The 20,198-nt window shown below is 66.3% G+C and carries 19 protein-coding genes; 16 read left to right on the top strand and 3 right to left on the bottom strand.

The features are described 5' to 3' along the window. The coding region (locus tag D002_RS0102940; protein WP_018140420.1) for an integrase core domain-containing protein at positions 1-291 on the top strand (291 nt) is incomplete at its 5' end. Positions 292-383: 92 nt separating this feature from the next. On the opposite strand, the gene uvrA is transcribed toward D002_RS0102940, so the two are convergent. Beyond that, positions 384-3,233 carry an excinuclease ABC subunit UvrA gene (gene uvrA / locus D002_RS0102935; RefSeq protein WP_026181474.1) on the bottom strand — a complete coding sequence of 950 codons (2,850 nt, stop codon included), beginning with the start codon at positions 3,231-3,233 and terminating at the stop codon, positions 384-386. A 177-nt stretch (positions 3,234-3,410) separates the two neighbouring features. Between uvrA and D002_RS0102930 the strand changes: the two genes are divergently transcribed. From D002_RS0102930 to lnt, 7 genes are all read left to right on the top strand, one after another. Continuing rightward, positions 3,411-4,781 carry an MFS transporter gene (locus D002_RS0102930; RefSeq protein ID WP_018140418.1) on the top strand — a complete coding sequence of 457 codons (1,371 nt, stop codon included), beginning with the start codon at positions 3,411-3,413 and terminating at the stop codon, positions 4,779-4,781. Between the two features lie 126 nt (positions 4,782-4,907). Then, positions 4,908-5,390, top strand: coding sequence for a single-stranded DNA-binding protein (gene ssb, locus D002_RS0102925; RefSeq protein WP_018140417.1), 483 nt, complete (start codon positions 4,908-4,910; stop codon positions 5,388-5,390). Between the two features lie 39 nt (positions 5,391-5,429). Continuing rightward, on the top strand, positions 5,430-6,782 hold the full coding sequence (miaB, locus tag D002_RS13020; RefSeq protein ID WP_018140416.1) for a tRNA (N6-isopentenyl adenosine(37)-C2)-methylthiotransferase MiaB: 1,353 nt from the start codon (positions 5,430-5,432) through the stop codon (positions 6,780-6,782). 5 nt (positions 6,783-6,787) lie between these two features. Next, positions 6,788-7,795, top strand: coding sequence for a PhoH family protein (locus D002_RS0102915; protein WP_018140415.1), 1,008 nt, complete (start codon positions 6,788-6,790; stop codon positions 7,793-7,795). Beyond that, complete coding sequence (gene ybeY, locus D002_RS0102910; RefSeq protein ID WP_018140414.1) at positions 7,785-8,300, top strand: rRNA maturation RNase YbeY; 516 nt, start codon at positions 7,785-7,787, stop codon at positions 8,298-8,300. Before D002_RS0102915 ends, ybeY begins: the two co-directional genes overlap by 11 nt. After that, positions 8,293-9,225: an HlyC/CorC family transporter gene (locus D002_RS0102905; RefSeq protein ID WP_018140413.1), complete on the top strand. Its 933-nt coding sequence runs from the start codon at positions 8,293-8,295 to the stop codon at positions 9,223-9,225. Before ybeY ends, D002_RS0102905 begins: the two co-directional genes overlap by 8 nt. Before the next feature lie 5 nt (positions 9,226-9,230). Further along, the gene (gene lnt, locus D002_RS0102900; RefSeq protein WP_018140412.1) at positions 9,231-10,718 is read left to right on the top strand and encodes an apolipoprotein N-acyltransferase; all 1,488 of its coding nucleotides are present in this window, start codon (positions 9,231-9,233) and stop codon (positions 10,716-10,718) included. A gap of 4 nt (positions 10,719-10,722) precedes the next feature. Here lnt and D002_RS0102895 read toward each other — a convergent pair whose 3' ends face one another. Both D002_RS0102895 and D002_RS0102890 read right to left on the bottom strand, forming a co-directional pair. After that, the gene (locus tag D002_RS0102895; RefSeq protein WP_018140411.1) at positions 10,723-11,274 is read right to left on the bottom strand and encodes a zinc ribbon-containing protein; all 552 of its coding nucleotides are present in this window, start codon (positions 11,272-11,274) and stop codon (positions 10,723-10,725) included. Between the two features lie 120 nt (positions 11,275-11,394). Further along, positions 11,395-12,249 carry a DUF2189 domain-containing protein gene (locus D002_RS0102890; RefSeq protein ID WP_018140410.1) on the bottom strand — a complete coding sequence of 285 codons (855 nt, stop codon included), beginning with the start codon at positions 12,247-12,249 and terminating at the stop codon, positions 11,395-11,397. A 239-nt stretch (positions 12,250-12,488) separates the two neighbouring features. Between D002_RS0102890 and leuS the strand changes: the two genes are divergently transcribed. The 8 genes from leuS (at position 12,489) to D002_RS0102850 (ending at position 20,156) form a co-directional block, all read left to right on the top strand. Next, complete coding sequence (leuS, locus tag D002_RS0102885) at positions 12,489-15,080, top strand: leucine--tRNA ligase (RefSeq protein ID WP_018140409.1); 2,592 nt, start codon at positions 12,489-12,491, stop codon at positions 15,078-15,080. Next, the gene (gene lptE / locus D002_RS0102880; RefSeq protein WP_018140408.1) at positions 15,077-15,616 is read left to right on the top strand and encodes an LPS assembly lipoprotein LptE; all 540 of its coding nucleotides are present in this window, start codon (positions 15,077-15,079) and stop codon (positions 15,614-15,616) included. Before leuS ends, lptE begins: the two co-directional genes overlap by 4 nt. Next, complete coding sequence (gene holA, locus D002_RS0102875) at positions 15,616-16,647, top strand: DNA polymerase III subunit delta (RefSeq protein ID WP_018140407.1); 1,032 nt, start codon at positions 15,616-15,618, stop codon at positions 16,645-16,647. Before lptE ends, holA begins: the two co-directional genes overlap by 1 nt. Before the next feature lie 9 nt (positions 16,648-16,656). Beyond that, positions 16,657-17,958, top strand: a complete 1,302-nt coding sequence (locus tag D002_RS0102870) for a glutamate-5-semialdehyde dehydrogenase (RefSeq protein WP_018140406.1) — start codon at positions 16,657-16,659, stop codon at positions 17,956-17,958. Between the two features lie 69 nt (positions 17,959-18,027). Then, positions 18,028-18,678, top strand: a complete 651-nt coding sequence (gene nadD, locus D002_RS0102865; RefSeq protein ID WP_018140405.1) for a nicotinate-nucleotide adenylyltransferase — start codon at positions 18,028-18,030, stop codon at positions 18,676-18,678. Positions 18,679-18,686: 8 nt separating this feature from the next. Next, positions 18,687-19,079 (top strand): ribosome silencing factor, encoded by a 393-nt coding sequence (rsfS, locus tag D002_RS0102860; RefSeq protein ID WP_018140404.1) that lies wholly within the window; start codon positions 18,687-18,689, stop codon positions 19,077-19,079. Positions 19,080-19,095: 16 nt separating this feature from the next. Then, entirely contained in the window at positions 19,096-19,566 is a 471-nt protein-coding gene (gene rlmH, locus D002_RS0102855; protein ID WP_018140403.1) for a 23S rRNA (pseudouridine(1915)-N(3))-methyltransferase RlmH, read from the top strand. Then, positions 19,563-20,156 (top strand): nucleoside triphosphate pyrophosphatase, encoded by a 594-nt coding sequence (locus tag D002_RS0102850; RefSeq protein ID WP_018140402.1) that lies wholly within the window; start codon positions 19,563-19,565, stop codon positions 20,154-20,156. The genes rlmH and D002_RS0102850 overlap by 4 nt, the downstream gene beginning before the upstream one ends. Positions 20,157-20,198: the final 42 nt, after the last annotated feature.

Genomic DNA, 20,198 nt, shown 5'->3' with positions numbered 1-20,198 from the left:
TGCTATCACGCCCGGGCGTTCAGCCAGGCCTGCCGTCGGCTGGGCATCCGTCATCGCCGGACACGGCCCTATACGCCGCGAACCAACGGCAAGGCGGAGCGCTTCATCCAGACCGCCCTGCGCGAGTGGGCCTACGCCTTCACCTATGCCACCTCGGAGGAGCGCAAACGCCACCTGCCCCGGTGGATCCATGACTACAACTGGCACCGCCCACACGGTAGCCTGAACAAACAGCCACCCATCAGCGTCCTCGGGCTACCTGAGGACAACCTTGTGAGACTCCACAGCTAGGTACATGGCGATGGTTTTGGCGTGTTACACGAAGAAGCCCGCAATCCCCGTCTGTGGAGCGGGCGTTGCGGGTCGGATCGTCCAGCAGGCGCTCAAACGCTGGCGGCTTCGCGCGTCGGCGCGGCGAGCATGGGCGCCAGGAACCGGCCGGTATGGCTGCGCGGGTGTCCGGCGACAGCCTCTGGCGTGCCCGCTACCAACAGTTCACCACCGCCACTGCCACCCTCGGGCCCGATGTCGATGAGCCAGTCGGCGGTCTTGATGACGTCGAGGTTGTGCTCGATGACGACGATGGTGTTGCCGTGGTCGCGCAGGCGATGCAGGACCCGAAGCAGTTGGGCGATGTCTTCGAAGTGCAGGCCGGTGGTGGGTTCGTCCAGGATGTAGAGGGTGCGTCCGGTATCGCGCTTGGACAGCTCGCGTGCCAGCTTGATGCGCTGGGCCTCACCGCCGGACAGGGTCGTCGCATTCTGGCCCAGCTGGATGTAGGACAAGCCGACCTCCATGAGCATCTCCAACTTGCGATGGATGACCGGGACCGGCTGAAAGAAGTCCAGGGCCTCCTCCACGGTCATTTCGAGGACCTCATGGACATTCTTCCCCTTGTACCGAACCTCCAGGGTCTCTCGGTTGTAGCGGTGGCCCTTGCAGACATCGCAGGGAACAAAGACGTCGGGAAGGAAGTGCATTTCAACCTTGATGACGCCATCGCCCTGGCAGGCCTCGCAGCGCCCGCCGCGCACATTGAACGAGAAACGACCCGGCTTGTAGCCACGGGAGCGTGCCTCGGCGGTGGCCGCAAACAGTTCGCGGATGGGCGTGAACAAGCCGGTGTAGGTGGCTGGGTTGGAGCGCGGTGTGCGTCCGATCGGACTTTGGTCAATATCGACCACCTTGTCGATCAGCTCGAGGCCGTCGATGCGTTCGTGTTCCTCGATGTGGTGGCGGCCCCCATGCAATTCGGTGGCGACTGCGGGGTAGAGCGTATTGTTGACCAGCGTCGACTTGCCTGAGCCGGAGACCCCGGTGACGCAGGTGAACAGGCCGGTAGGGAAGGCGAAATCCCCGCCCTTGAGGTTGTTGCCACGCGCGCCGATCACGCGGATCTCTCGGTCCGGATCGGGTTCAATGCGGTGTTCGGGGACGGGGATGCAGCGGGTTCCGCGCAGATAGGCGCCGGTCAGGGAATCGGGATGCTGGGTGACCGCCTCTGGTGTTCCCGACGCGACGATCTGACCGCCATGGCGGCCGGCACCGGGGCCGATGTCCACGACGTAATCGGCCTGGCGGATCGCATCTTCGTCATGCTCCACCACGATCACGGTGTTGCCGAGGTCACGCAGGTGGCTGAGGGTGTTCAACAGACGTGCATTGTCACGCTGGTGCAGGCCGATAGAAGGCTCGTCCAGGATATACATCACACCCACCAGGGCGGAACCGATCTGAGAGGCCAGCCGGATCCGTTGCGCCTCGCCACCGGACAGGGTGTCGGCGGAACGGTCCAGGGTGAGGTAATCGAGTCCGACATCGTTGAGAAAGCCCAGCCGCGACGAGATCTCACGCACGATCTTCTCGGCAATCTGGGCGAAGCGTCCTGGGAGTTGCAGGTCACTGAAGAAGGCCTGGGCGTTGGCCACGCTCATGTGCGTGACCTCCGGCAGGGTCATGTCGTTGACAAAAACGTGGCGTGCGGCCGAGTTCAGGCGCGTACCGTGGCAGTCGGGGCAGGGCTGCTCCGCCAGGTAGCGCCCCAGCTCCTCGCGTACGGCCGAGGAGTCGGTCTCTCGGTAGCGTCGTTCCAGGTTCGGGATCACCCCTTCGAACACGCGTTCGTCGGTGCGCATGCGTCCATTCGCGGCCGGGGTCGAAAGCTTGACCTTATCGGTACCGGAGCCATGCAGCACGACGGCGCGGACCTCGGCCGGGAGTTCTTCCCAGGGGGTCTCCACGTCGAAGCCATAGTGCCGAGCCAGGCTCGTCAGCAGGCTGAAATACCAGGCATTGCGACGGTCCCAACCGCGCACCGCGCCGCCGCCCAGGCTTAACGCGGGTTGCGAGACCACCCGCTCCGGGTCGAAGTACTGGCGCACGCCGAGGCCATCACAGGTGGGGCAGGCGCCGGCCGGGTTGTTGAACGAGAACAGCCGAGGCTCCAGCTCGCGCAACGCATAGCCACAGACGGGGCACGCATAGCGCGCGGAGAAGATCATCGGCTCGCGTTCCGGCTCGTCCATCCACGCGACTAGGGCCAGGCCGTCGGCAAGTTCGGTGGCGGTTTCGAAGGACTCGGCCAGGCGCTGGCGCAAATCCTCACGGACACGGAAACGGTCGATTACGATCTCGATGTTGTGCTTGCGCTTGGGGTCCAGCGCCGGCAGCGCGTCGAGGTCATGGATCTCGCCATTGATGCGTGCGCGCAGATAACCCTGCGAGCGCATCGCCTCCAACATCTTGTGGTGTTCGCCCTTGCGGCCCCGGACCACCGGCGCCAGGAGCATCACCTTGTCGCCTTCGGGGAGAGCCAGTACCTGATCGACCATCTGCGAGATGGTCTGGGCCGCCAGCGTCTCGCCGTGCTCCGGGCAGCGTGGCTCGCCGGCCCGCGCAAACAGCAGGCGCAGGTAGTCGTAGATCTCGGTGATGGTGCCGACCGTGGAGCGCGGGTTGTGCGAGGTGCTCTTCTGCTCGATGGAGATGGCCGGCGACAGGCCCTCGATCTGGTCCACGTCGGGCTTTTCCATCATCGACAGGAACTGGCGGGCGTAGGTGGACAGGCTTTCCACGTAACGTCGCTGACCTTCGGCAAACAGGGTGTCGAAGGCCAGTGACGACTTGCCCGACCCGGAGACGCCAGTGATCACGATGAGCCGCTCGCGCGGCAGGTCGAGGTCCACGTTCTTCAGATTATGGGTGCGGGCGCCGCGTATGCTGATGCTGTCCATGGGGCTGGATCGACTCCACTGGTTTGCGTCCGGCGGCGCGGCCAGGGAAATTCCCGGGGCGCCGCAAACCGTCCATGGTAACACCCAGGCCGCGAGCGCCATGGTTTCCGCGCCAGGGTTGCCGGTAAACTCCGCGGACATGACTACCTTTCCTGCCTCGCTCCGGTCCCGGGCGCCATGAATTCGCGCGAGCTGCGCGCCACCAGCGGTCTGGCGGCCATCTACGGCGTGCGCATGGCCGGCCTGTTTATGGTCTTGCCCGTGTTTATGCTGCATGCCGACCGCATTCCCGGAGCGACTCCCCTGCTGATGGGGCTGGCGCTTGGGGTCTATGGACTCACCCAGGCCCTGCTGCAGATCCCGTTCGGGCTTCTCTCGGACCGAGTTGGGCGCAAGCCATTAATCCTTGCGGGCCTCCTGTTGTTCGTGGCGGGGAGTCTGGTGGCGGCTCTCGCCGAGTCCATCCACGGGATCATCCTGGGGCGCGCCCTGCAGGGTGCGGGCGCGGTGGCGGCGGTGATCCTCGCGCTCACCGCGGATCTCGTGGGTGAGGAGCGGCGGATGCGGGCCCTGGCCGTGATTGGTCTGACCATTGGTCTGACCTTCACGGCTGCGATGGCCCTGGGACCGGTGGTGGATCAGGCCGCAGGGCTGCCCGGGATCTTTGGCCTTTCGGGACTGCTCGGGCTGGTCGCCATTGTGATCCTGTTTGTGTGGGTGCCTAACCCTTCGCGTACACGGGCCCACCCGGACATGGTGCCGGTATGGTCGGCCCTGCCGCGGGTCTTGCGGGCCCCCGATCTGCTGCGTTTGAACCTTGGCATCTTCGTGCTGCACCTGGTCCTGGCGGCCAATTTTCTGGTGATCCCCGTGCTGTTGGTCGAGACCCTCGCGCTGCCAGGAGCGAGCCACTGGAAGTTCTACGTGCCGGTGCTGTTGGCGGGATTCGCATTGATGCTGCCGGGGATTCTTTTCGGGGAGCGCCGCCGCCGGGTACACAGCGTAATGCGTGCCGCCATCGCCCTGCTGGCCGGGGTGCAGATCCTGTTGGCGCTGCTGGTGCTGGATGGCGGTGGCGTGTGGACGCTGGCCGCGCTGATGATCCTGTTCTTCGCCGCATTCAACCTGTTGGAGGCCGGCTTGCCGTCGCTGGTCGCCCGCGTGGCGCCAGTGGCCCACAAGGGCACTGCAATGGGTGGATTTGCCACAGCGCAGTTTCTCGGCATCTTTGCCGGCGGCGTACTGGGGGGCGGATTGCTTACACTTGCGGGGCCGGTTGGGGTGTTTCTCGCCGGAGTGCCGCTGCTCGTGATCTGGTGGTGGAGCGCGCGCGGCCTGCAACCGCGTTATCGATCCAACCGGGTCATGGCCGTGCCCGCTCACTGGCGCGGGCGCGAGGAGGAGCTGCTGCAAACACTTGCGCAGTGGCCGGGTGTGCATGAGGCGGCGTTGTCACCGGATGCCGGCTCCTTGTACATGAAGGTGGAACCGAACGGTCCGGATACTCCCGAGCTCACGCTCTGGCTGGCGCGCTCGCCCGGCACCTAGTGCCACTGTGATGTGGGTAGCCGGCAAGCGATGGAGGCTGCCCTTGTGCGGGGCCGCACTGTCGTCGACGGGGCAGGCTGCTACACTAACGGGTCTGTCTCTCCATGCCCGACTGAAGGAGGCCCCATGGCCCGCGGCGTCAATAAAGTCATCCTGCTCGGCAACCTCGGGGCCGACCCGGAAAAGCGCGAAACCCCGAACGGGGTGACCGTCACCAATCTGCGTCTGGCGACGTCGGAGCAGTGGACCGACAAGAATTCCGGCGAAAAGCGCGAGAATACCGAATGGCACCGGGTCGTGATGTTCGGACGCCTGGCGGATATCGCCGCGCAGTACCTGTCCAAGGGCTCGCAGGTCTACATCGAGGGCAAGATCCAGACCCGCAAGTGGCAGGATCAGTCCGGCAATGACCGCTACAGCACCGAAATCGTCGCCAACGAGATGCAGCTGATCGGCGCGCGCGGGGGTAGCGGCGGCGGTGGCGGTTTCGACCAGGATCCGGGCTATGGTGGTGGCAGCGCCTACGGTGGTGGCGGCCAGCAGAGTGGCAACCGCAGCCCTGCGCCGGCCTCGGGTGGCGCCTTCGATGACGATGACGTCCCCTTCTGAGGCTCGCGTCCTGAAACCAAAGCAGCGAAGTACCGAAGCATGATCCGCAAGGTCTATATCCAGACGCACGGCTGCCAGATGAACGAGTACGACTCCGATCGTATGCTCGACGCCCTGCGCGAGCTGCACGGGGCGGAGCGTACCGACGACCCGGAGCAGGCCGATGTCCTGCTGATGAATACGTGCTCCATTCGCGAGAAGGCACAGGAAAAGGTGTTCTCGCTGCTGGGGCGCTGGCGTCAGATCAAGGAACGTCGGCCGGAGGTGATCATCGGCGTGGGTGGCTGTGTCGCCAGCCAGGAGGGCGATGCCCTGCGTGCCCGCGCCCCGTATGTGGATCTGGTGTTCGGACCGCAGACTCTGCATCGTCTGCCGGCCATGGTCCAGTCCGTGCGCCGCGAGCGGGCGCCGGTGGTGGATATTTCCTTCCCCGAGATCGAGAAGTTCGACCGCCTGCCGGAGCCGAAGGCCGATGGCCCGACCGCGTTCGTCTCGGTGATGGAGGGGTGCTCCAAGTACTGTTCCTTCTGCGTCGTTCCGTATACCCGAGGGGACGAGATCAGCCGTCCGTTCGACGACGTGATCGCCGAGGTTGCGGCGTTGGCGGCGCAGGGGGTCAAGGAGGTCAATCTGCTGGGCCAGAACGTGAACGCCTATCGCGGGCCGATGGACGACGGCGATACCGCCGACCTGGCCCTGCTGATTCACTATGTGGCCGCAGTCGACGGGATCGAGCGCATCCGCTTCACCACCTCGCACCCGGTCGAATTTTCCGACTCGCTGATTCAGGCCTATGCCGACGAGCCGAAGCTGGTCAGCCACCTGCACCTGCCGATCCAGAGTGGTTCCGACCGCATCCTGGCGCAGATGAAGCGGGGCCACACGGTGCTCGAATACAAGTCCAAGATCCGGCGCCTGCGCGAGGCACGCCCGGATCTGGATCTCTCTTCCGATTTCATCATCGGCTTTCCCGGCGAGACCGACGCCGATCACGCTGCGACCATGAAGCTGATCGAGGAACTGCACTTTGATTTCTCGTTCAGCTTCATCTACAGCGCCCGTCCGGGCACCCCGGCTGCGGCCTTGCCGGACGACGTACCGATGGCGACCAAGAAGGCGCGCCTCGCCGAGTTGCAGGCCATGATCGAACAGCACGGCCGCGAGCGTAACCAGGCCATGGTGGGTAATGTGGAAAGGGTGCTGGTCGAGGGTCCGGCCAAGCGCAATCCGGGCGAGCTGGCCGGCCGCACAGCGAACAACCGTATCGTCAACTTTGCCGGTGACCCCAGCCTGATCGGACAGATGGTTCCGGTCGAGATTACCGAGGCCCTTGCGCACTCCTTGCGCGGGCAGACGGTCGCGCGGGACATCCCCGCTGCCGTCGGCGCCTGAACTGAATGGCCAATCGTCTGGATTTCACCCTGGAACCCGGTGACCAGGAGACGCTCGCGCGGATCTCCGGGCCACTGGATGCGCATCTGCGCCTGATCGAGTCGCGCCTGGGTGTGGCGGTGCACAATCGCGGGCCGCGTTTCAACCTGACCGGTCCGAAGTCCGCAGTGCAGGCCGCCGGGGCCTTGATCCATGACCTGCACCGCATGGCGCAGGAGGAACCGGTCAGTCTGGAGCAGGTGCACACCGCATTGCAGACGGCCCACGTCGAGGGGTTGGCCGATGATGGGGGCGGGGCGAATGGCAGCGACCCGTCGCTGCGGCTCAAGCGCGCGGTGATCCGCGGGCGTGGACCGCGTCAGGCCAAGTACCTGGCCGCGATCGCAAAGCACGACCTCAGCTTCGGGATCGGACCGGCCGGTACCGGCAAGACCTTCCTCGCGGTTGCGGCGGCGGTGGCCGCGCTGGAGCAGGATCGCGTACAGCGCCTGGTGCTGGTACGCCCGGCAGTGGAGGCGGGCGAGCGCCTGGGCTTCCTGCCCGGCGATCTGGCGCAGAAGATCGACCCCTACCTGCGGCCGATGTACGACGCCTTGTATGAACTGATGGGCTTCGACCAGACCGCGCGCCTGATGGAGCGCCAGGTGATTGAGGTCGCGCCGCTGGCCTATATGCGTGGCCGCACCCTGAACGAGTCCTTCATCATCCTCGACGAGGCACAGAACACCACCGTTGAGCAGATGAAGATGTTCCTGACCCGTATCGGTTTCGGGTCCACGGCCGTCGTCAATGGCGACATTACCCAGGTGGACCTGCCGCGCGGTCAGCGCTCCGGCCTCAAGCACGCCATGCAGATCCTGACCGATGTGGAAGGCGTGCATATCACTCGCTTCCAGGCGGGTGACGTGGTTCGTCACCCGCTGGTGCAGCGTATTGTCGAAGCCTATGACGCCCACGAGCAGGAGTCCGGGACCCCAGGTCCCGCGCCCGAACCCAACGAACATGGCGCTTGAGGTGGCGGTGCAGTACGCCGTGCCGCGTGCGGGCGTGCCCGCCGCCGCCACCTTGCACCGCGCCGCCCGTGCCGCTTGGCGAGGGTCAGGCGTGGCGGCGGTGACCCTGCGCCTGGTGGACGCCGAGGAGGGCCTGGCACTGAATCATGCGTTCCGCGGGCGCGACTACGCGACCAATGTGTTGTCATTCCCGGCCCCGTCGCTGCCGCCCGGCTTGCCCCCCGAGGCGAACGCCTATCTGGGTGACGTCGTGTTGTGCGCACCGGTGTTGGCGCAAGAGGCGGCCGAGCAGGGCAAGACGCTGGCGGCCCATTACCATCACATGGTGGTACACGGGATGTTGCACCTGCAGGGCCTGGACCATCAGACCTCGGACGAGGCCAAGCGGATGGAGGAAATTGAGTCCTCGATCCTGGCCGGGTTAGGCTATTCCGACCCCTACGCTGCCGAGCATCCGGCCCGCACCCTGTCGTCGCATCCTGCCGGAACCGCCCCTGATGCCTGAACCCGAACCCGACGAGCAACCGATCTGGCGTCGCTGGCTGACCCGGGCCTGCAAGATCCTGCGCCCGCTCCGCGAACCGACGACCCGCCGTGAACTGATCGAGACCCTGCGCGGTGCCCATGCCCGCGAGCTGGTCGACCCCGAGGCCCTGACCATGCTGGAGGGCGTGCTGAACGTCGCCGATATGCAGGTGCGGGACATCATGATCCCGCGCGCCCAGATGGAAGTGGTGCGGCGTGATGCCGGGCTCTCCGAGTTTCTCCCCGATGTGGTGGCTTCCGCGCATTCGCGCCTGCCGGTGGTCGGCGATCATCGCGACGAGGTGGTCGGCGTATTGCTGGCCAAGGACCTGCTGCGCTTCTTTGGTGAACCCGACGATGCCGCCTTTGATATGCAGGAGATCCTGCGTCCGGCGGTCTTCGTGCCCGAAAGCAAGCGCCTGAACGTATTGCTGAAGGAGTTCCGCCTGAGTCGCAATCATATGGCGATCGTGGTGGACGAATACGGCGGCGTGGCCGGGCTGGTGACCATCGAGGATGTGCTCGAACAGATCGTGGGCGAGATCGAAGACGAGCACGACGTCGAAGACTACCTGACCCAGATCATGCAGCACCCTGGCGGGCGCTACACCATCAAGGCGCTGACCCCGATGGAGGAGTTCAACGCCTACTTCCAGAGCGCGTACAGCGAGGCCGATTTCGACACCATCGGTGGCCTGCTGCTGTCACATTTTGGGCATGTCCCGCGGCGCGGCGAGCAGATCGTGGTGGATGGCATGCAGTTTCGCGTGCTGCGTGCCGACAACCGGCGTCTGCACCTGCTGGAGATGCGGCTTCCGGAGCCGGATGCTGCGGTCGCGGCTAGCGAGGGCGCGCAGCCGTTTGACGGACCGCCCCGGGAACCGGACGACGGACGCAGCCCCTGACCCGCATGCAGCCTCTTTTTGAACGTCTGCCGCCCTGGGCCTCGGCCTTGGTGGCACTGCTGGCCGGCGGCGCCGCCACTCTGGCCTTTGCCCCCGTCAGCTGGTTTCTGGCTGCACCCCTGGCCCTGGCCGTCTGGTTTGCCCTGTTGCCCGGTGCCACGCCGCGGCAGGCCACCGTGTTGGGTTATGCCTTCGGCCTCGGCTTCTTCGGGGTTGGGGTTACCTGGATCTTCAACAGTCTCCTGGTCTTCGGGCAGGCCCCACTGGTGGTCGCCTCGCTTATTACCGTGTTGTTCGTGCTGGTGATGGCGGCCTATCCGGCGCTGCTGGCCGGATTGGCCGCGCGTTTCCTGCCACTGGCACGACCCGCCGGGATGCTGGCACTGGCCGGCGGGCTGGTGCTGATGGAACTCGCCCGTTCCTGGTTGTTCTCGGGCTTCCCCTGGCTGCTGTTCGGTCACACCGTGCTGGATACGCCCCTGCAGTCCTGGTTGCCGCTCGTCGGCGAGCTCGGAGCGGGTCTGGTGGTGGCCCTGCTGGCGGTGGCGGTGGTCACCGTGTTCCGGCCCGGACAGCGCTGGCTGGGTGCGGGCCTGGCGGGGATGCTGGTGATCGCCTCGGTAGCACTGGGGCTGGTGCGTTGGGTGGAGCCCGGTGGCGCGCCGATCTCGGTGGCCATGGTGCAGGGCAATATCGACCAGGCTCGCAAATGGGATGCCGACGGCATTGAGTACTCACTGGGCATTTACGAGGACCTGACCCATGAGGCGGGCGGTGTGGATCTGGTTGTTTGGCCGGAGACCGCCATCCCCGCGCTGTATGTCGAGGTACAAGGTCCGCTGGGGCAGCTCGCCCAGTCGCTGGCGGAGCACGATGGCGAGCTTCTGGTAGGGGTCTTCGATCATCAGGCGGCGGGTCGCCATGTATACAACTCGGTGGTCAATGTGACCACTGGGGCCGGCTACAACAAGCGGCAGCTAGTCCCCTTTGGTGAATATATCCCGTTGCGCGGGCAACTCGACTGGCTGGATCGATTGCTGGCGATCCCCATGTCCGACCTCAGTCCTGGTGAGGGGGATGGTCGTATGCAGATTGCCGGGCAGATGGCTGGGGTGAGTATCTGCTACGAGTCGGCGTATTCGCGGCACATTCGTGCGGCATTGCCGGAGGCCGGCTTTCTGGTGAACGTTTCCAACGACGCCTGGTTTGGCGACAGCCTGGCCCCGGCCCAGCACCTGCAGATTGCGCGGGTGCGCGCGGTGGAGGCCGGGCGTCCAATGATCCGTGCCACGAACACCGGGATCTCGGCCCTGATCGATGCGGATGGCCGGTTGCTGGAACGCTCGGGGCTGTTCACCCGCGAGGTGGTCACGGGTTCGGTACAGCCCCGTCAGGGCGTGACGCCGGCGACCGCCACCGGGATGGGGCCGGCGGTACTGGCGGCCCTGGTCCTGCTGATGGCGGGCGCCGCAATCCGGCGCCGAGCGGGCTGAATGCCTATTCGGCCTGCGTGCCCCCAGGGCCGCGGCGGAACGTGGTGTTGTGGCAGTTGGAGCAGGGCGGGATGCGCCCCACCCGGGTCATATGTAGCGGGTGTTCGCATTTCTTGCACAGCAGTTCGCCGGGCCCGGTGATCTCGCCCGTATGCCACTCGCCCATGACCTGGGCGCGTGCGGTGAGCTCGGTGATCTCGATCCGGGTGCGGTCCGCGATGCGTTCCAGAGCGCTTTTGATGCCGGCTTCGATCAGGCCGAGATCAATCTGTAGCCAGCCACGCCAGTCGGCGCTGCGGCTGTCGAGGTAGGCACCCAAGTCCTGCAGATCACGGCGCAGATAGTCCATGACTTCATGGGCTTCTTCGCGGGTCAGGTCACTGGCTTTTTGTACGCGGTCGCGGGCGTTCTCCAGCGCTTCGGTGATCGCCTTGCTGGTCTTGTCTTCCAGCTTTTCCAGGTCATCGGTGACCTCGTGGAGCATGCGATGATAGGCCTCGCTCAGGCGCGATTCGCGCTCCTGATCCTGGGGCTGGTCCTTGGATTCCTCGCTCATTAACCTCTCCTGTCCTTTAGGTCGCGGTGTTGCGTGGCTGGAGTTTTACGTTAGCACGAGCGACCGCACCCGGCGTGCTCGGACTTCGGGTGTGGGCGCGGGGCCAGTGGCGCGGAAGGATCAGTTGGCCGCGACCAGATCCCGGTAGCCGTGCCACATGGCAAAGCCAAGCCAGGGGAAGATGACGACCAGGGCCAGTAGCGCGGTGGCCACCGACACCATGAACAAGGCGGTGATGATCAGGCCCCAGAGGATCAGAGTGCCTGGGTTGTGGCTGAAGGCCTTCAGGCTGACGCCAATTGATTCCACCAGGCTTTTCTGCGGCGCATCATCGCGCAGACGGTGATCGAGCAGTGCCGGGATCGTTGCCAGACTGAGGGCAAACACCAGCAGGCCGAATGCGATCGCCGCGACCACAACGCCCACCAGGGAGATGATGCCGCTGCCGCTACTGAGCATCGCGCCCAACAGGTGGTGCAGTTGTCCCATTACGGCGAGTTCGCCGATGTTGAGGACGGCGATCCACATCCACACAAAGCTGGCCCAGATCACGAACAGGAACGCCAGCAGCGCGGCAAAGGCCCAGACCGAGCCGCCCAGGGCGCCCAACCAGCCAAGGCCGGCGCCCCCTGGCTCGCCGCGTTCGTTTTGCAGGGCCAGATAGTTTACGCCTACGGCGAGCACAGGCCCCAACAACAGGATGCCGGCCAGGAAGGAGAACGCCATCCACGGCTGTTGCCAACTGAGGCCCAGCAGGATCAGTGCCGCCAGGGCGATAACCAGGCCATGCACCAGTGCGACGGGCATCTGCCAGAGGTCGCGCCAGCCCTTGCCTAGCCAGGTACCCAGGTCTTCGGGGTGTACCGTGCGGATGGCGGGGGAATCGGTCTCGGGGGTGTGTTCGGGGGCGACTTCGCCCAGGTCTTCGGGGTAAGCGCGTTGGACAACGGGGATCTCGTCCTTCTCGTGGCTCACTTCCTGCCTCCTTGGATGACGTTCTGAAAGTACCTCGTGTGTTCAGTTACTTGGGCCGCTACGAACAAAAATTGTTCAGCCCCTGTTGTGATCCAGTTCTCATGAAGGCCGGGACGAATGCTTGCCTGCATCCGTGCCGCCCCGGCGATGTCCAGTGGCATGTCTTGCTTGGAGGGGGTGGGGGCGACTGGTATTCTGCGCGGTTCTTCCGTCGCAGTGGCAAGGAACAGGTGAGGCGCATGCAGGAGCATTATTCCCCGGAACAGGTCGAGGCGGAGGTTCAGCAGCGCTGGGAGGCCGCCGACTCCTTTCGCGCGCGCGAGGACGCCCCCGGCGAGCCGTTCTATTGCCTGTCCATGTTCCCCTACCCCTCGGGCAAGCTGCACATGGGGCATGTGCGCAACTACACCATCGGTGACGTGATCGCCCGCTTCCAGCGCATGCAGGGCAGGAGCGTGCTGCAGCCAATGGGCTGGGACGCCTTCGGCCTGCCGGCGGAGAACGCGGCGATGCAGAACCACGTCCCGCCGGCCGCATGGACGCGCCAGAACATTGAGCAGATGCGCACCCAGCTCAAGCGCCTGGGCTTCGCCTACGACTGGTCGCGCGAGTTCGCGACCTGCGATGCCGACTATTACCGCTGGGAACAGTGGCTGTTCGTGCGCCTGCTGAAGAAGGGCCTGGTCTACCGCAAGAAGGCGACCGTGAACTGGGACCCGGTGGACCAGACCGTGCTTGCCAACGAGCAGGTGATCGAGGGTCGTGGCTGGCGCTCCGGTGCGCTGGTCGAACGCCGCGAGATGCCGCAGTGGTTCCTGCGCATCACCGACTATGCCGACGAGCTGCTGGAGGCCCTGGACGGGCTGGACGGCTGGCCGGACCAGGTGCGCACCATGCAGCGCAACTGGATCGGGCGTTCCGAGGGCGTGGAGTTGGAGTTCGCGGTGGATGGCGGCGAACCGCTGACCGTCTACACCACGCGCCCGGACACCCTGTTCGGTGTCTCCTACATGGCGCTGGCCCCGGAGCACCCGCGGGTGCAGGCGCTGGCGGAACATGATGCCGAACTGGCTGCGTTCGTCGCTGACTGCGCGCAGGGCGGGGTGGCCGAGGCCGATCTGGCGACCATGGAGAAGAAGGGCCGGTCGCTGGGCTTTACCGCCCGCCACCCGCTGACCGGAGCGGAGGTCCCGGTATGGGTCGCCAACTTCGTGCTGATGGAATACGGCACCGGCGCGGTGATGGCGGTGCCGGCACACGACGAACGTGACCACGAGTTCGCGACGCAATACGGTCTGCCGATCCGGCAGGTGATCGCCCCGGCCGACGGTGCCGAGTGCGACGTACAGGCTGCGGCCTTTACCGATCCCGGCGTGCTGGTGAACTCGGGCGACTTCGACGGGCAGGCCTCCGAGGCGGCCAAGGCCGCGATCGCCGAACACCTGGAACAGGCCGGGCTGGGCCGGCGCCGGCGCAACTACCGCCTGCGCGACTGGGGCATCTCGCGCCAGCGCTACTGGGGCTGCCCGATCCCGGTGATCCACTGCGAGGCCTGCGGGGCGGTCCCGGTGCCGGAGGCCGACCTGCCGGTGCGTCTGCCAGAGGACGTGATCCCGGACGGCGCCGGCTCGCCGCTGGCGCGCATGCCCGAGTTCTTCGAGACGGCCTGCCCGGAATGCGGCAAGCCTGCGCGGCGCGAGACCGATACCTTCGACACCTTCTTCGAGTCCAGCTGGTACTTCGCCCGCTACGCCTGCGCGGACAACGACACCGCGATGCTGGACCCGCGCGCCGACCACTGGCTGCCGGTGGATCAGTACGTGGGCGGCATCGAGCACGCGGTGCTGCATCTGCTATATGCGCGCTTCTTCCACAAGCTGCTGCGCGACGAGGGCCTGCTGGACTCCGACGAGCCGTTCACCCGGCTGCTGACCCAGGGCATGGTGATCGCGCCGACCTTCTACCGCGAGCGCGAGGATGGCGGGAAGGATTGGATCAACCCGGCCGATGTCGAGTTGGAACGGGCGGAGGACGGCTCGGTGAAGGCCGCGCGCCACCGCGAGGACGGGCAGCCGGTTGTGGTCGGCGGCATGGAAAAGATGTCCAAGTCGAAGAACAACGGTGTGGACCCGCAGGCCCTGATCGAGCGCTTCGGCGCCGATACCGCGCGGCTGTTCACCATGTTCGCGGCCCCGCCGGATCTGTCGCTGGAGTGGTCCGACTCCGGCGTGGAGGGCGCCCACCGTTTCATCAAGCGCCTGTGGCGCGCGGTCCACGAGCACGTGAACGGCGAGACGCCGGGCAGGCTGGAGGTGGATGCGCTGGACGATGCCGGGCGCGAGCTGCGGCGCAAGCTGCATGACACCATCGCCAAGGTGACCGACGACATCGGCCGCCGTCAGACGTTCAACACCGCAGTTGCCGCGAACATGGAGCTACTGAACGACCTCGGGAAGTTCCCGAAGGGTGCCGTTGGCGCGGCCGCCGTGCGCCAGGAGGCCCTGGAGGGCATCGTGCGCATGCTGGCGCCGATCATCCCGCATGTCACCGAGATGTTGTGGCAGGTTCTGGGTCATGACGAACTGGTAGCCGGCACGCACTGGCCATCGGTCGACGAGGCCGCGCGCCAGGCCGCGCAGGAGACCTTGGCGGTGCAGGTCAACGGCAAGCGCCGCGCCGAGATTGCGGTCGCATCCGGCGCCGACAAGGAGGCCATCGAGATCACCGCGCGCAACGACGAAAACGTCCAGCGCCATATCGAGGGGCAGAACGTGATCAAGGTGATCGTGGTTCCCGGGCGTCTGGTGAACTTCGTGGTGAAGCCACAATGACCGGCCTGCTGCGCGCGGGACTGGTGCTGGTGCTGGCGGCCGCGCTGGCGGCATGCGGTTTCCAGTTGCGTGGCAGCGGGGAGTGGCCGGAGGGAATGGATCCGGTCCAGATTACCGGGATCAATACCCGCGATTCGCTGTACCGGGAGCTGGCTGTGACGCTGGGTTCTTCCGGGGTGGAGGTGGTGAATCAACGCCCCGAGGGCCAGGGCGCGATCCTGGAGATCCGTTCAGTGGATGACCAACGGCGCACCCTGTCGGTGACCGACGCCGCACGGGTGTCCGAATATGAACTGATCCGCACGGTGGATGTACGCCTGCGTCCGGTGGATGGGGAGGCGGTGGACCTGGGTCCGTTACGTGCATCGCGCATCTACCTGTTCGACGGCAGCGCGGTGCTTAGCCGAAGCGAGCGCGAGGAGACCCTGCGCGACGCGATGAACCGTGACATTGTCGGCCAGTTGCAGCGACGGGTTGCCGCATTGCTCGACGCGGACGGCACCCTGCAACCGAGCGTGGAGGACGCGGCCCCGTAATGGCGCTGGATATCGCCCGCCTGGAGCAGGACCTGGCGCGCGGGCTCGCGCCGATCTACCTGCTGCTGGCCGAGGAGCCGCTGCAGGCGATCGAGGCGGCCGATGCAATCCGAGCTGCCGCGCGCGAACAGGGCTTTCTAGAGCGTACGGTGCTGGACCTGACCGCACAGTCGGACTGGGGGCCCTTCGAGGCCGCGATCCGTGACCGTTCGCTGTTCGCCGAGCGCAGCGTGCTGGATCTGCGCCTGGCCACCGGCAAGCCGGGCAAGACCGGCGGCGATCACCTGAAGGCCTACGCTGGCGACCCACAGGCGGACCTGGTGATGATGCTTCATCTGCCGCGACCGGATCGGGACATGCGCCGGGCTGCCTGGTTCAAGGCCATAGAAGGGCGTGCGGTGGTGATCCACGCACGCCCGGTCCCGCCGGCGCAACTGGGCGGCTGGGTTCGCGCGCGATTGCAGAAAAACGGCCTGCGCATTACCGACCCGGCGCTGGCCCTGCTGGTGGCCCGGGTCGAGGGCAACCTGCTGGCGGCGCGCCAGGAGATCGAGAAACTGGCCCTGGCCGGTGTCACCGAGATCGACGAGACCGTGCTGGCGGAGGCCACCACCGACAGTGCCCGTTTCGAATTGTTCGGCCTGGCCCCGACTGCGTTGCGCGGCGATGTTCATCACGCGCTCCGCATGCTGGAGGGGCTGCTGGACGAGGGGCAGGCGGAGCCGCTGATCCTGTGGGCCCTGGCACGCGAGTGCCGGCTGCTGGTGCAGGCGATGGAGCGCAAGGCAGTCGGTGCCCCCGACCGCGAGGCCTTTCAGGGCAGTTTTGGGGACGGCCAAAAGGCCTTGCGCCAGGCGATGTCACGTCTGGACTTGAAGATGGCGCGAGGTCTGCTGGCCGAGGCCGCGCGGGTTGATCGGATCATCAAGGGTCAGGAAAACGGCAACGCCCGGCAGGGGTTGCTAGACTTGGTGGCCCGTATGGCGGGGCGTCCGCTGACCGTGGCGGACCCTGCCCTGAATCTACAATGAGTGGACTGCATGAACGCTGCTGTACATCCGACCGATAGCGCCGATGCCGTGATTGCCCAGGTCGAAGGCCTGGGGCGTGCCGCGCGCGTGGCCTCCCGGCGCATGGCCGAGGCCGAGCCGGGCGCGAAGAATGCGGCGCTGCACGCGATTGCCGAGGGCATTGCGGCACGCCGTGCCGAGCTGGCGGCCGCCAACAGCCGCGATCTGGAGGACGGACGCGAGCGCGGCCTGGACGCCGCGATGCTGGATCGCCTGGCGCTTACTGATGCACGCATCGACAGCATGATCGAGGGCTGCCGTCAGGTAGCCGGGTTGCCCGACCCGGTGGGCACGATCTCCGACATGGCCTATCAGCCGAGCGGCATTCAGGTTGGCCAGATGCGCGTGCCGCTGGGCGTGATCGGGATCATCTACGAATCGCGCCCGAATGTGACCATCGACGCGGCCGCGCTGTGCCTGAAGTCCGGTAACGCCGCGATCCTGCGCGGTGGCTCGGAGGCGATGCACTCCAACCAGGCGTTGGCCGCGATCATCCAGACCGGGCTGGAGCAGGCCGGCCTGCCGCGCGAGGCGGTGCAGGTGGTAGCGACCACCGACCGTGCCGCGGTGGGTGCGTTGCTGCGCATGCCGCAGTACGTGGATGTCATTGTGCCGCGTGGCGGCAAGGGCCTGATCGAACGAGTTAGCAACGAGTCGCAGATCCCGGTCATTAAACACCTGGACGGCGTCTGCCATGTCTATGTGGACGGGGGCGCGGACGCCGACAAGGCCCTGGCCGTCGCGGTGAACGCCAAGACCCAGCGCTATGGCACCTGTAACACCATGGAGACGTTGCTGGTGCACGCGGACCAGGCCGAGGCCTTCCTGCCGCGCCTGGCTGTGGCCCTGGGCGAACACCAGGTCAGCCTGCGCGGCTGTGCCCGAACGCGTGCGATCCTATCCCACAGCGGGTCGGACATCGCCGAGGCCACCGAGGAGGACTGGGTGGCGGAGTACCTGGGGCCGATCCTCGCGATCCGTGTCGTCGACGACCTGGACATGGCGATCGATCATATCAACACCTATGGCTCGCACCACACCGACAGCATCGTGACCGAGGACTACACGCGCGCCCGGCGCTTCCTGCGCGCTGTGGATTCCAGTTCGGTAATGGTGAATGCCTCCACCCGCTTCGCCGACGGCTTCGAGTACGGTCTGGGCGCGGAGATCGGCATCTCCACCGACAAGCTGCACGCCCGGGGCCCAGTGGGCCTGCACGGGTTGACCACACTCAAGTACGTGGTGTTCGGCGACGGTCATGTGCGTAGCTAGGGGCCTACCGGGTTTGGGGATGATCTGCTGTGCGCGATGGAGTCAGCGTCTCCCTGAGGCAGTCCCGGTGTGATCGGGATTCTCGGCGGCACCTTCGATCCGATCCACTTCGGCCACCTGCGTCCGGCGCTGGAGATCCAGCAGCATCTGGGGCTGGAGCGAGTGCACTTCATCCCCTGTCATGTGCCGCCGCATCGCGCGAGCCCCGGCACCGGCAGCGACGACCGCCTGGCCATGGTGGAGCGGGCGATCGCCGACGTACCCGGCTTTGTCGCCGATCGTCGTGAGCTGGATCGCCAGGGACCGTCCTACACGGTGGACACCCTGCTCAGCTTCCGCGAGGAGCTGGGGCCGGAGGCGCCGCTGGTGCTGATTATGGGCATGGACGCGTTCGCCGGGCTGCCGTCATGGAACCGCTGGAAGCAAATCCTTGAACTTGCGCATATCGTGGTCTCGCACCGCCCGGGGAGCCCGGCCTCCCATGACCTTGGGGGCTGGCTGGGGAATGCTGCGACCCACGATTCAAAGGCGCTGTGTAAGGCCCCCGGGGGGCTGGTGTACTTCCAGCCGGTGACCCAACTCGACATCTCCGCCACCGCCATCCGGGACGAACTGCAGGCCGGGCGCAGCCCGCGCTTCCTGCTCCCGGGGAGCGTCAATCGTTACATTCAGGACCGCGGCCTGTACCGGGCCGGGTCGAACCGCAATCACGGGACATGACCAACACAATGAATAGCGAACAACTCCTGGAGCTGGTGACCACTGCTCTGGAAGACCGCAAGGCGCAGAACATCCGCTCGATCGATGTGCGCGGCAAGACCACGCTGGCCGATTTCATGGTGATCGCCTCCGGGACCTCCGGGCGTCACGTGCAATCCACTGCCGAGCTGGTGGCCGCCGAGGCCAAACAGTCCGGTATCCAGCCGTTGGGGATCGAGGGTCAGGAAGGCCAGGAATGGGTCCTGGTGGACCTGAACGACGTGATCGTTCATGTGATGCTCCCGGAGACCCGCGACTTCTATAACCTGGAAAAGCTCTGGCTGGCGGAGGAGGCCGCGGACACCGAAAAGGCCGCGCCCGAGGACCCGAGTCTGGAGCGCGTCCGCCGCCTGCGCGGCTGAGCGGGGGCGCGTTGCCATGCGCCTGGACCTGATCGCGATCGGCAAGCGCATGCCCGACTGGCTGGCGGACGGGTTCGCCGAATACGCCGGACGCCTGCCGCGCGAGCTGGAGCTGAACCTGCAGGCCCTGTCCGGGCCCTCCGGCGCGAAATCGATGGATACCACCACGCTGTTGCGCCGCGAGGGCGAGATCCTGCTGAAGGCGATCCCCGAGGGCGCCCGTGTGATCCTGCTCGACGAACGCGGCAAGGGCGTGGACACCCGGGGCGTGGCCAAACGCCTGGAAGCCTGGCAGCAGGATGGTCGTGACGTGGCGCTGGTAATCGGGGGTGCCGCCGGACTGGATGATGCCGTACGCGCTCGCGCTGAATGGGCGTGGTCGCTGTCGCCGCTAACCTTCCCGCACATGCTGGTGCGGGTGCTGGTTGCCGAGCAGATCTACCGCGCCTGGTCGCTGCTGAACAACCACCCTTACCATCGCGCGTGACGTCCGTGGCGCATCCGCTGCTGCTGGCCTCCGCCTCTCCGCGCCGCCGCGAACTGCTGGAACAGATCCAGCTTGCATTCGAGGTGGCCCCGATGGACGTGGACGAGACCCCGCAGCCGGGCGAAACGCCGGAGGCGCTGGTCGAGCGCCTGGCGATTGCCAAGGCCGATGCGGCCCGGGAGCGCCTGGCGGCGGGACAGTGGGCGCTGGCGGCCGACACCGTGGTTGCTGCCGACGGCGACGCGCTGGGCAAGCCGGCAGATTTCGTCGAGGCCGCGGCAATGCTCCGGCGCCTCTCGGGCGGCGAGCACCGGGTGGTCTCCGGCATGGCCTTGTGGCGCCCGGGCGAGCCGATGCGCGCCCGCCACGTGACGACCCGGGTGCGCATGCGTGACCTGACCGAAGGCGATATCGCGGCCTACTGGGCCACCGGCGAGCCGCGTGGCAAGGCCGGGGCCTACGCCATCCAGGGCCGTGGTGCGGCCTTTGTCGAATGGATCGAGGGCTCCTATACCAACGTGGTCGGGCTACCGCTGTTCGAGCTGGAGGCCTGGCTGCAGGAGATCCCCGACCCGCCACCGCGCGTCTGATTCGTGCCCCGAGACCCTGGTTGAATCGAGACCCTGGCCGAA

The organism is Thioalkalivibrio sp. ALJ7, assembly GCF_000376865.1.
Taxonomy (GTDB): Bacteria; Pseudomonadota; Gammaproteobacteria; order Ectothiorhodospirales; family Ectothiorhodospiraceae; genus Thioalkalivibrio.
Note: the sequence above shows the minus strand (reverse complement) of the source record. Positions and strands in the feature narration are given on the sequence as shown.

What these genes read in the sequence shown, in the direction of transcription:
- rsfS (WP_018140404.1), top strand. Translation starts at nt 18,687, where the DNA reads ATGAATAGCGAACAACTCCTGGAGCTGGTGACCACTGCTCTGGAAGAC.
- D002_RS0102870 (WP_018140406.1), top strand. Translation starts at nt 16,657, where the DNA reads ATGAACGCTGCTGTACATCCGACCGATAGCGCCGATGCCGTGATTGCC.
- lnt (WP_018140412.1), top strand. Translation starts at nt 9,231, where the DNA reads ATGCAGCCTCTTTTTGAACGTCTGCCGCCCTGGGCCTCGGCCTTGGTG.
- holA (WP_018140407.1), top strand. Translation starts at nt 15,616, where the DNA reads ATGGCGCTGGATATCGCCCGCCTGGAGCAGGACCTGGCGCGCGGGCTC.
- leuS (WP_018140409.1), top strand. Translation starts at nt 12,489, where the DNA reads ATGCAGGAGCATTATTCCCCGGAACAGGTCGAGGCGGAGGTTCAGCAG.
- ssb (WP_018140417.1), top strand. Translation starts at nt 4,908, where the DNA reads ATGGCCCGCGGCGTCAATAAAGTCATCCTGCTCGGCAACCTCGGGGCC.
- miaB (WP_018140416.1), top strand. Translation starts at nt 5,430, where the DNA reads ATGATCCGCAAGGTCTATATCCAGACGCACGGCTGCCAGATGAACGAG.
- D002_RS0102915 (WP_018140415.1), top strand. Translation starts at nt 6,788, where the DNA reads ATGGCCAATCGTCTGGATTTCACCCTGGAACCCGGTGACCAGGAGACG.
- uvrA (WP_026181474.1), bottom strand. Translation starts at nt 3,233, where the DNA reads ATGGACAGCATCAGCATACGCGGCGCCCGCACCCATAATCTGAAGAAC.
- D002_RS0102930 (WP_018140418.1), top strand. Translation starts at nt 3,411, where the DNA reads ATGAATTCGCGCGAGCTGCGCGCCACCAGCGGTCTGGCGGCCATCTAC.
- ybeY (WP_018140414.1), top strand. Translation starts at nt 7,785, where the DNA reads ATGGCGCTTGAGGTGGCGGTGCAGTACGCCGTGCCGCGTGCGGGCGTG.
- D002_RS0102905 (WP_018140413.1), top strand. Translation starts at nt 8,293, where the DNA reads ATGCCTGAACCCGAACCCGACGAGCAACCGATCTGGCGTCGCTGGCTG.
- rlmH (WP_018140403.1), top strand. Translation starts at nt 19,096, where the DNA reads ATGCGCCTGGACCTGATCGCGATCGGCAAGCGCATGCCCGACTGGCTG.
- lptE (WP_018140408.1), top strand. Translation starts at nt 15,077, where the DNA reads ATGACCGGCCTGCTGCGCGCGGGACTGGTGCTGGTGCTGGCGGCCGCG.
- D002_RS0102895 (WP_018140411.1), bottom strand. Translation starts at nt 11,274, where the DNA reads ATGAGCGAGGAATCCAAGGACCAGCCCCAGGATCAGGAGCGCGAATCG.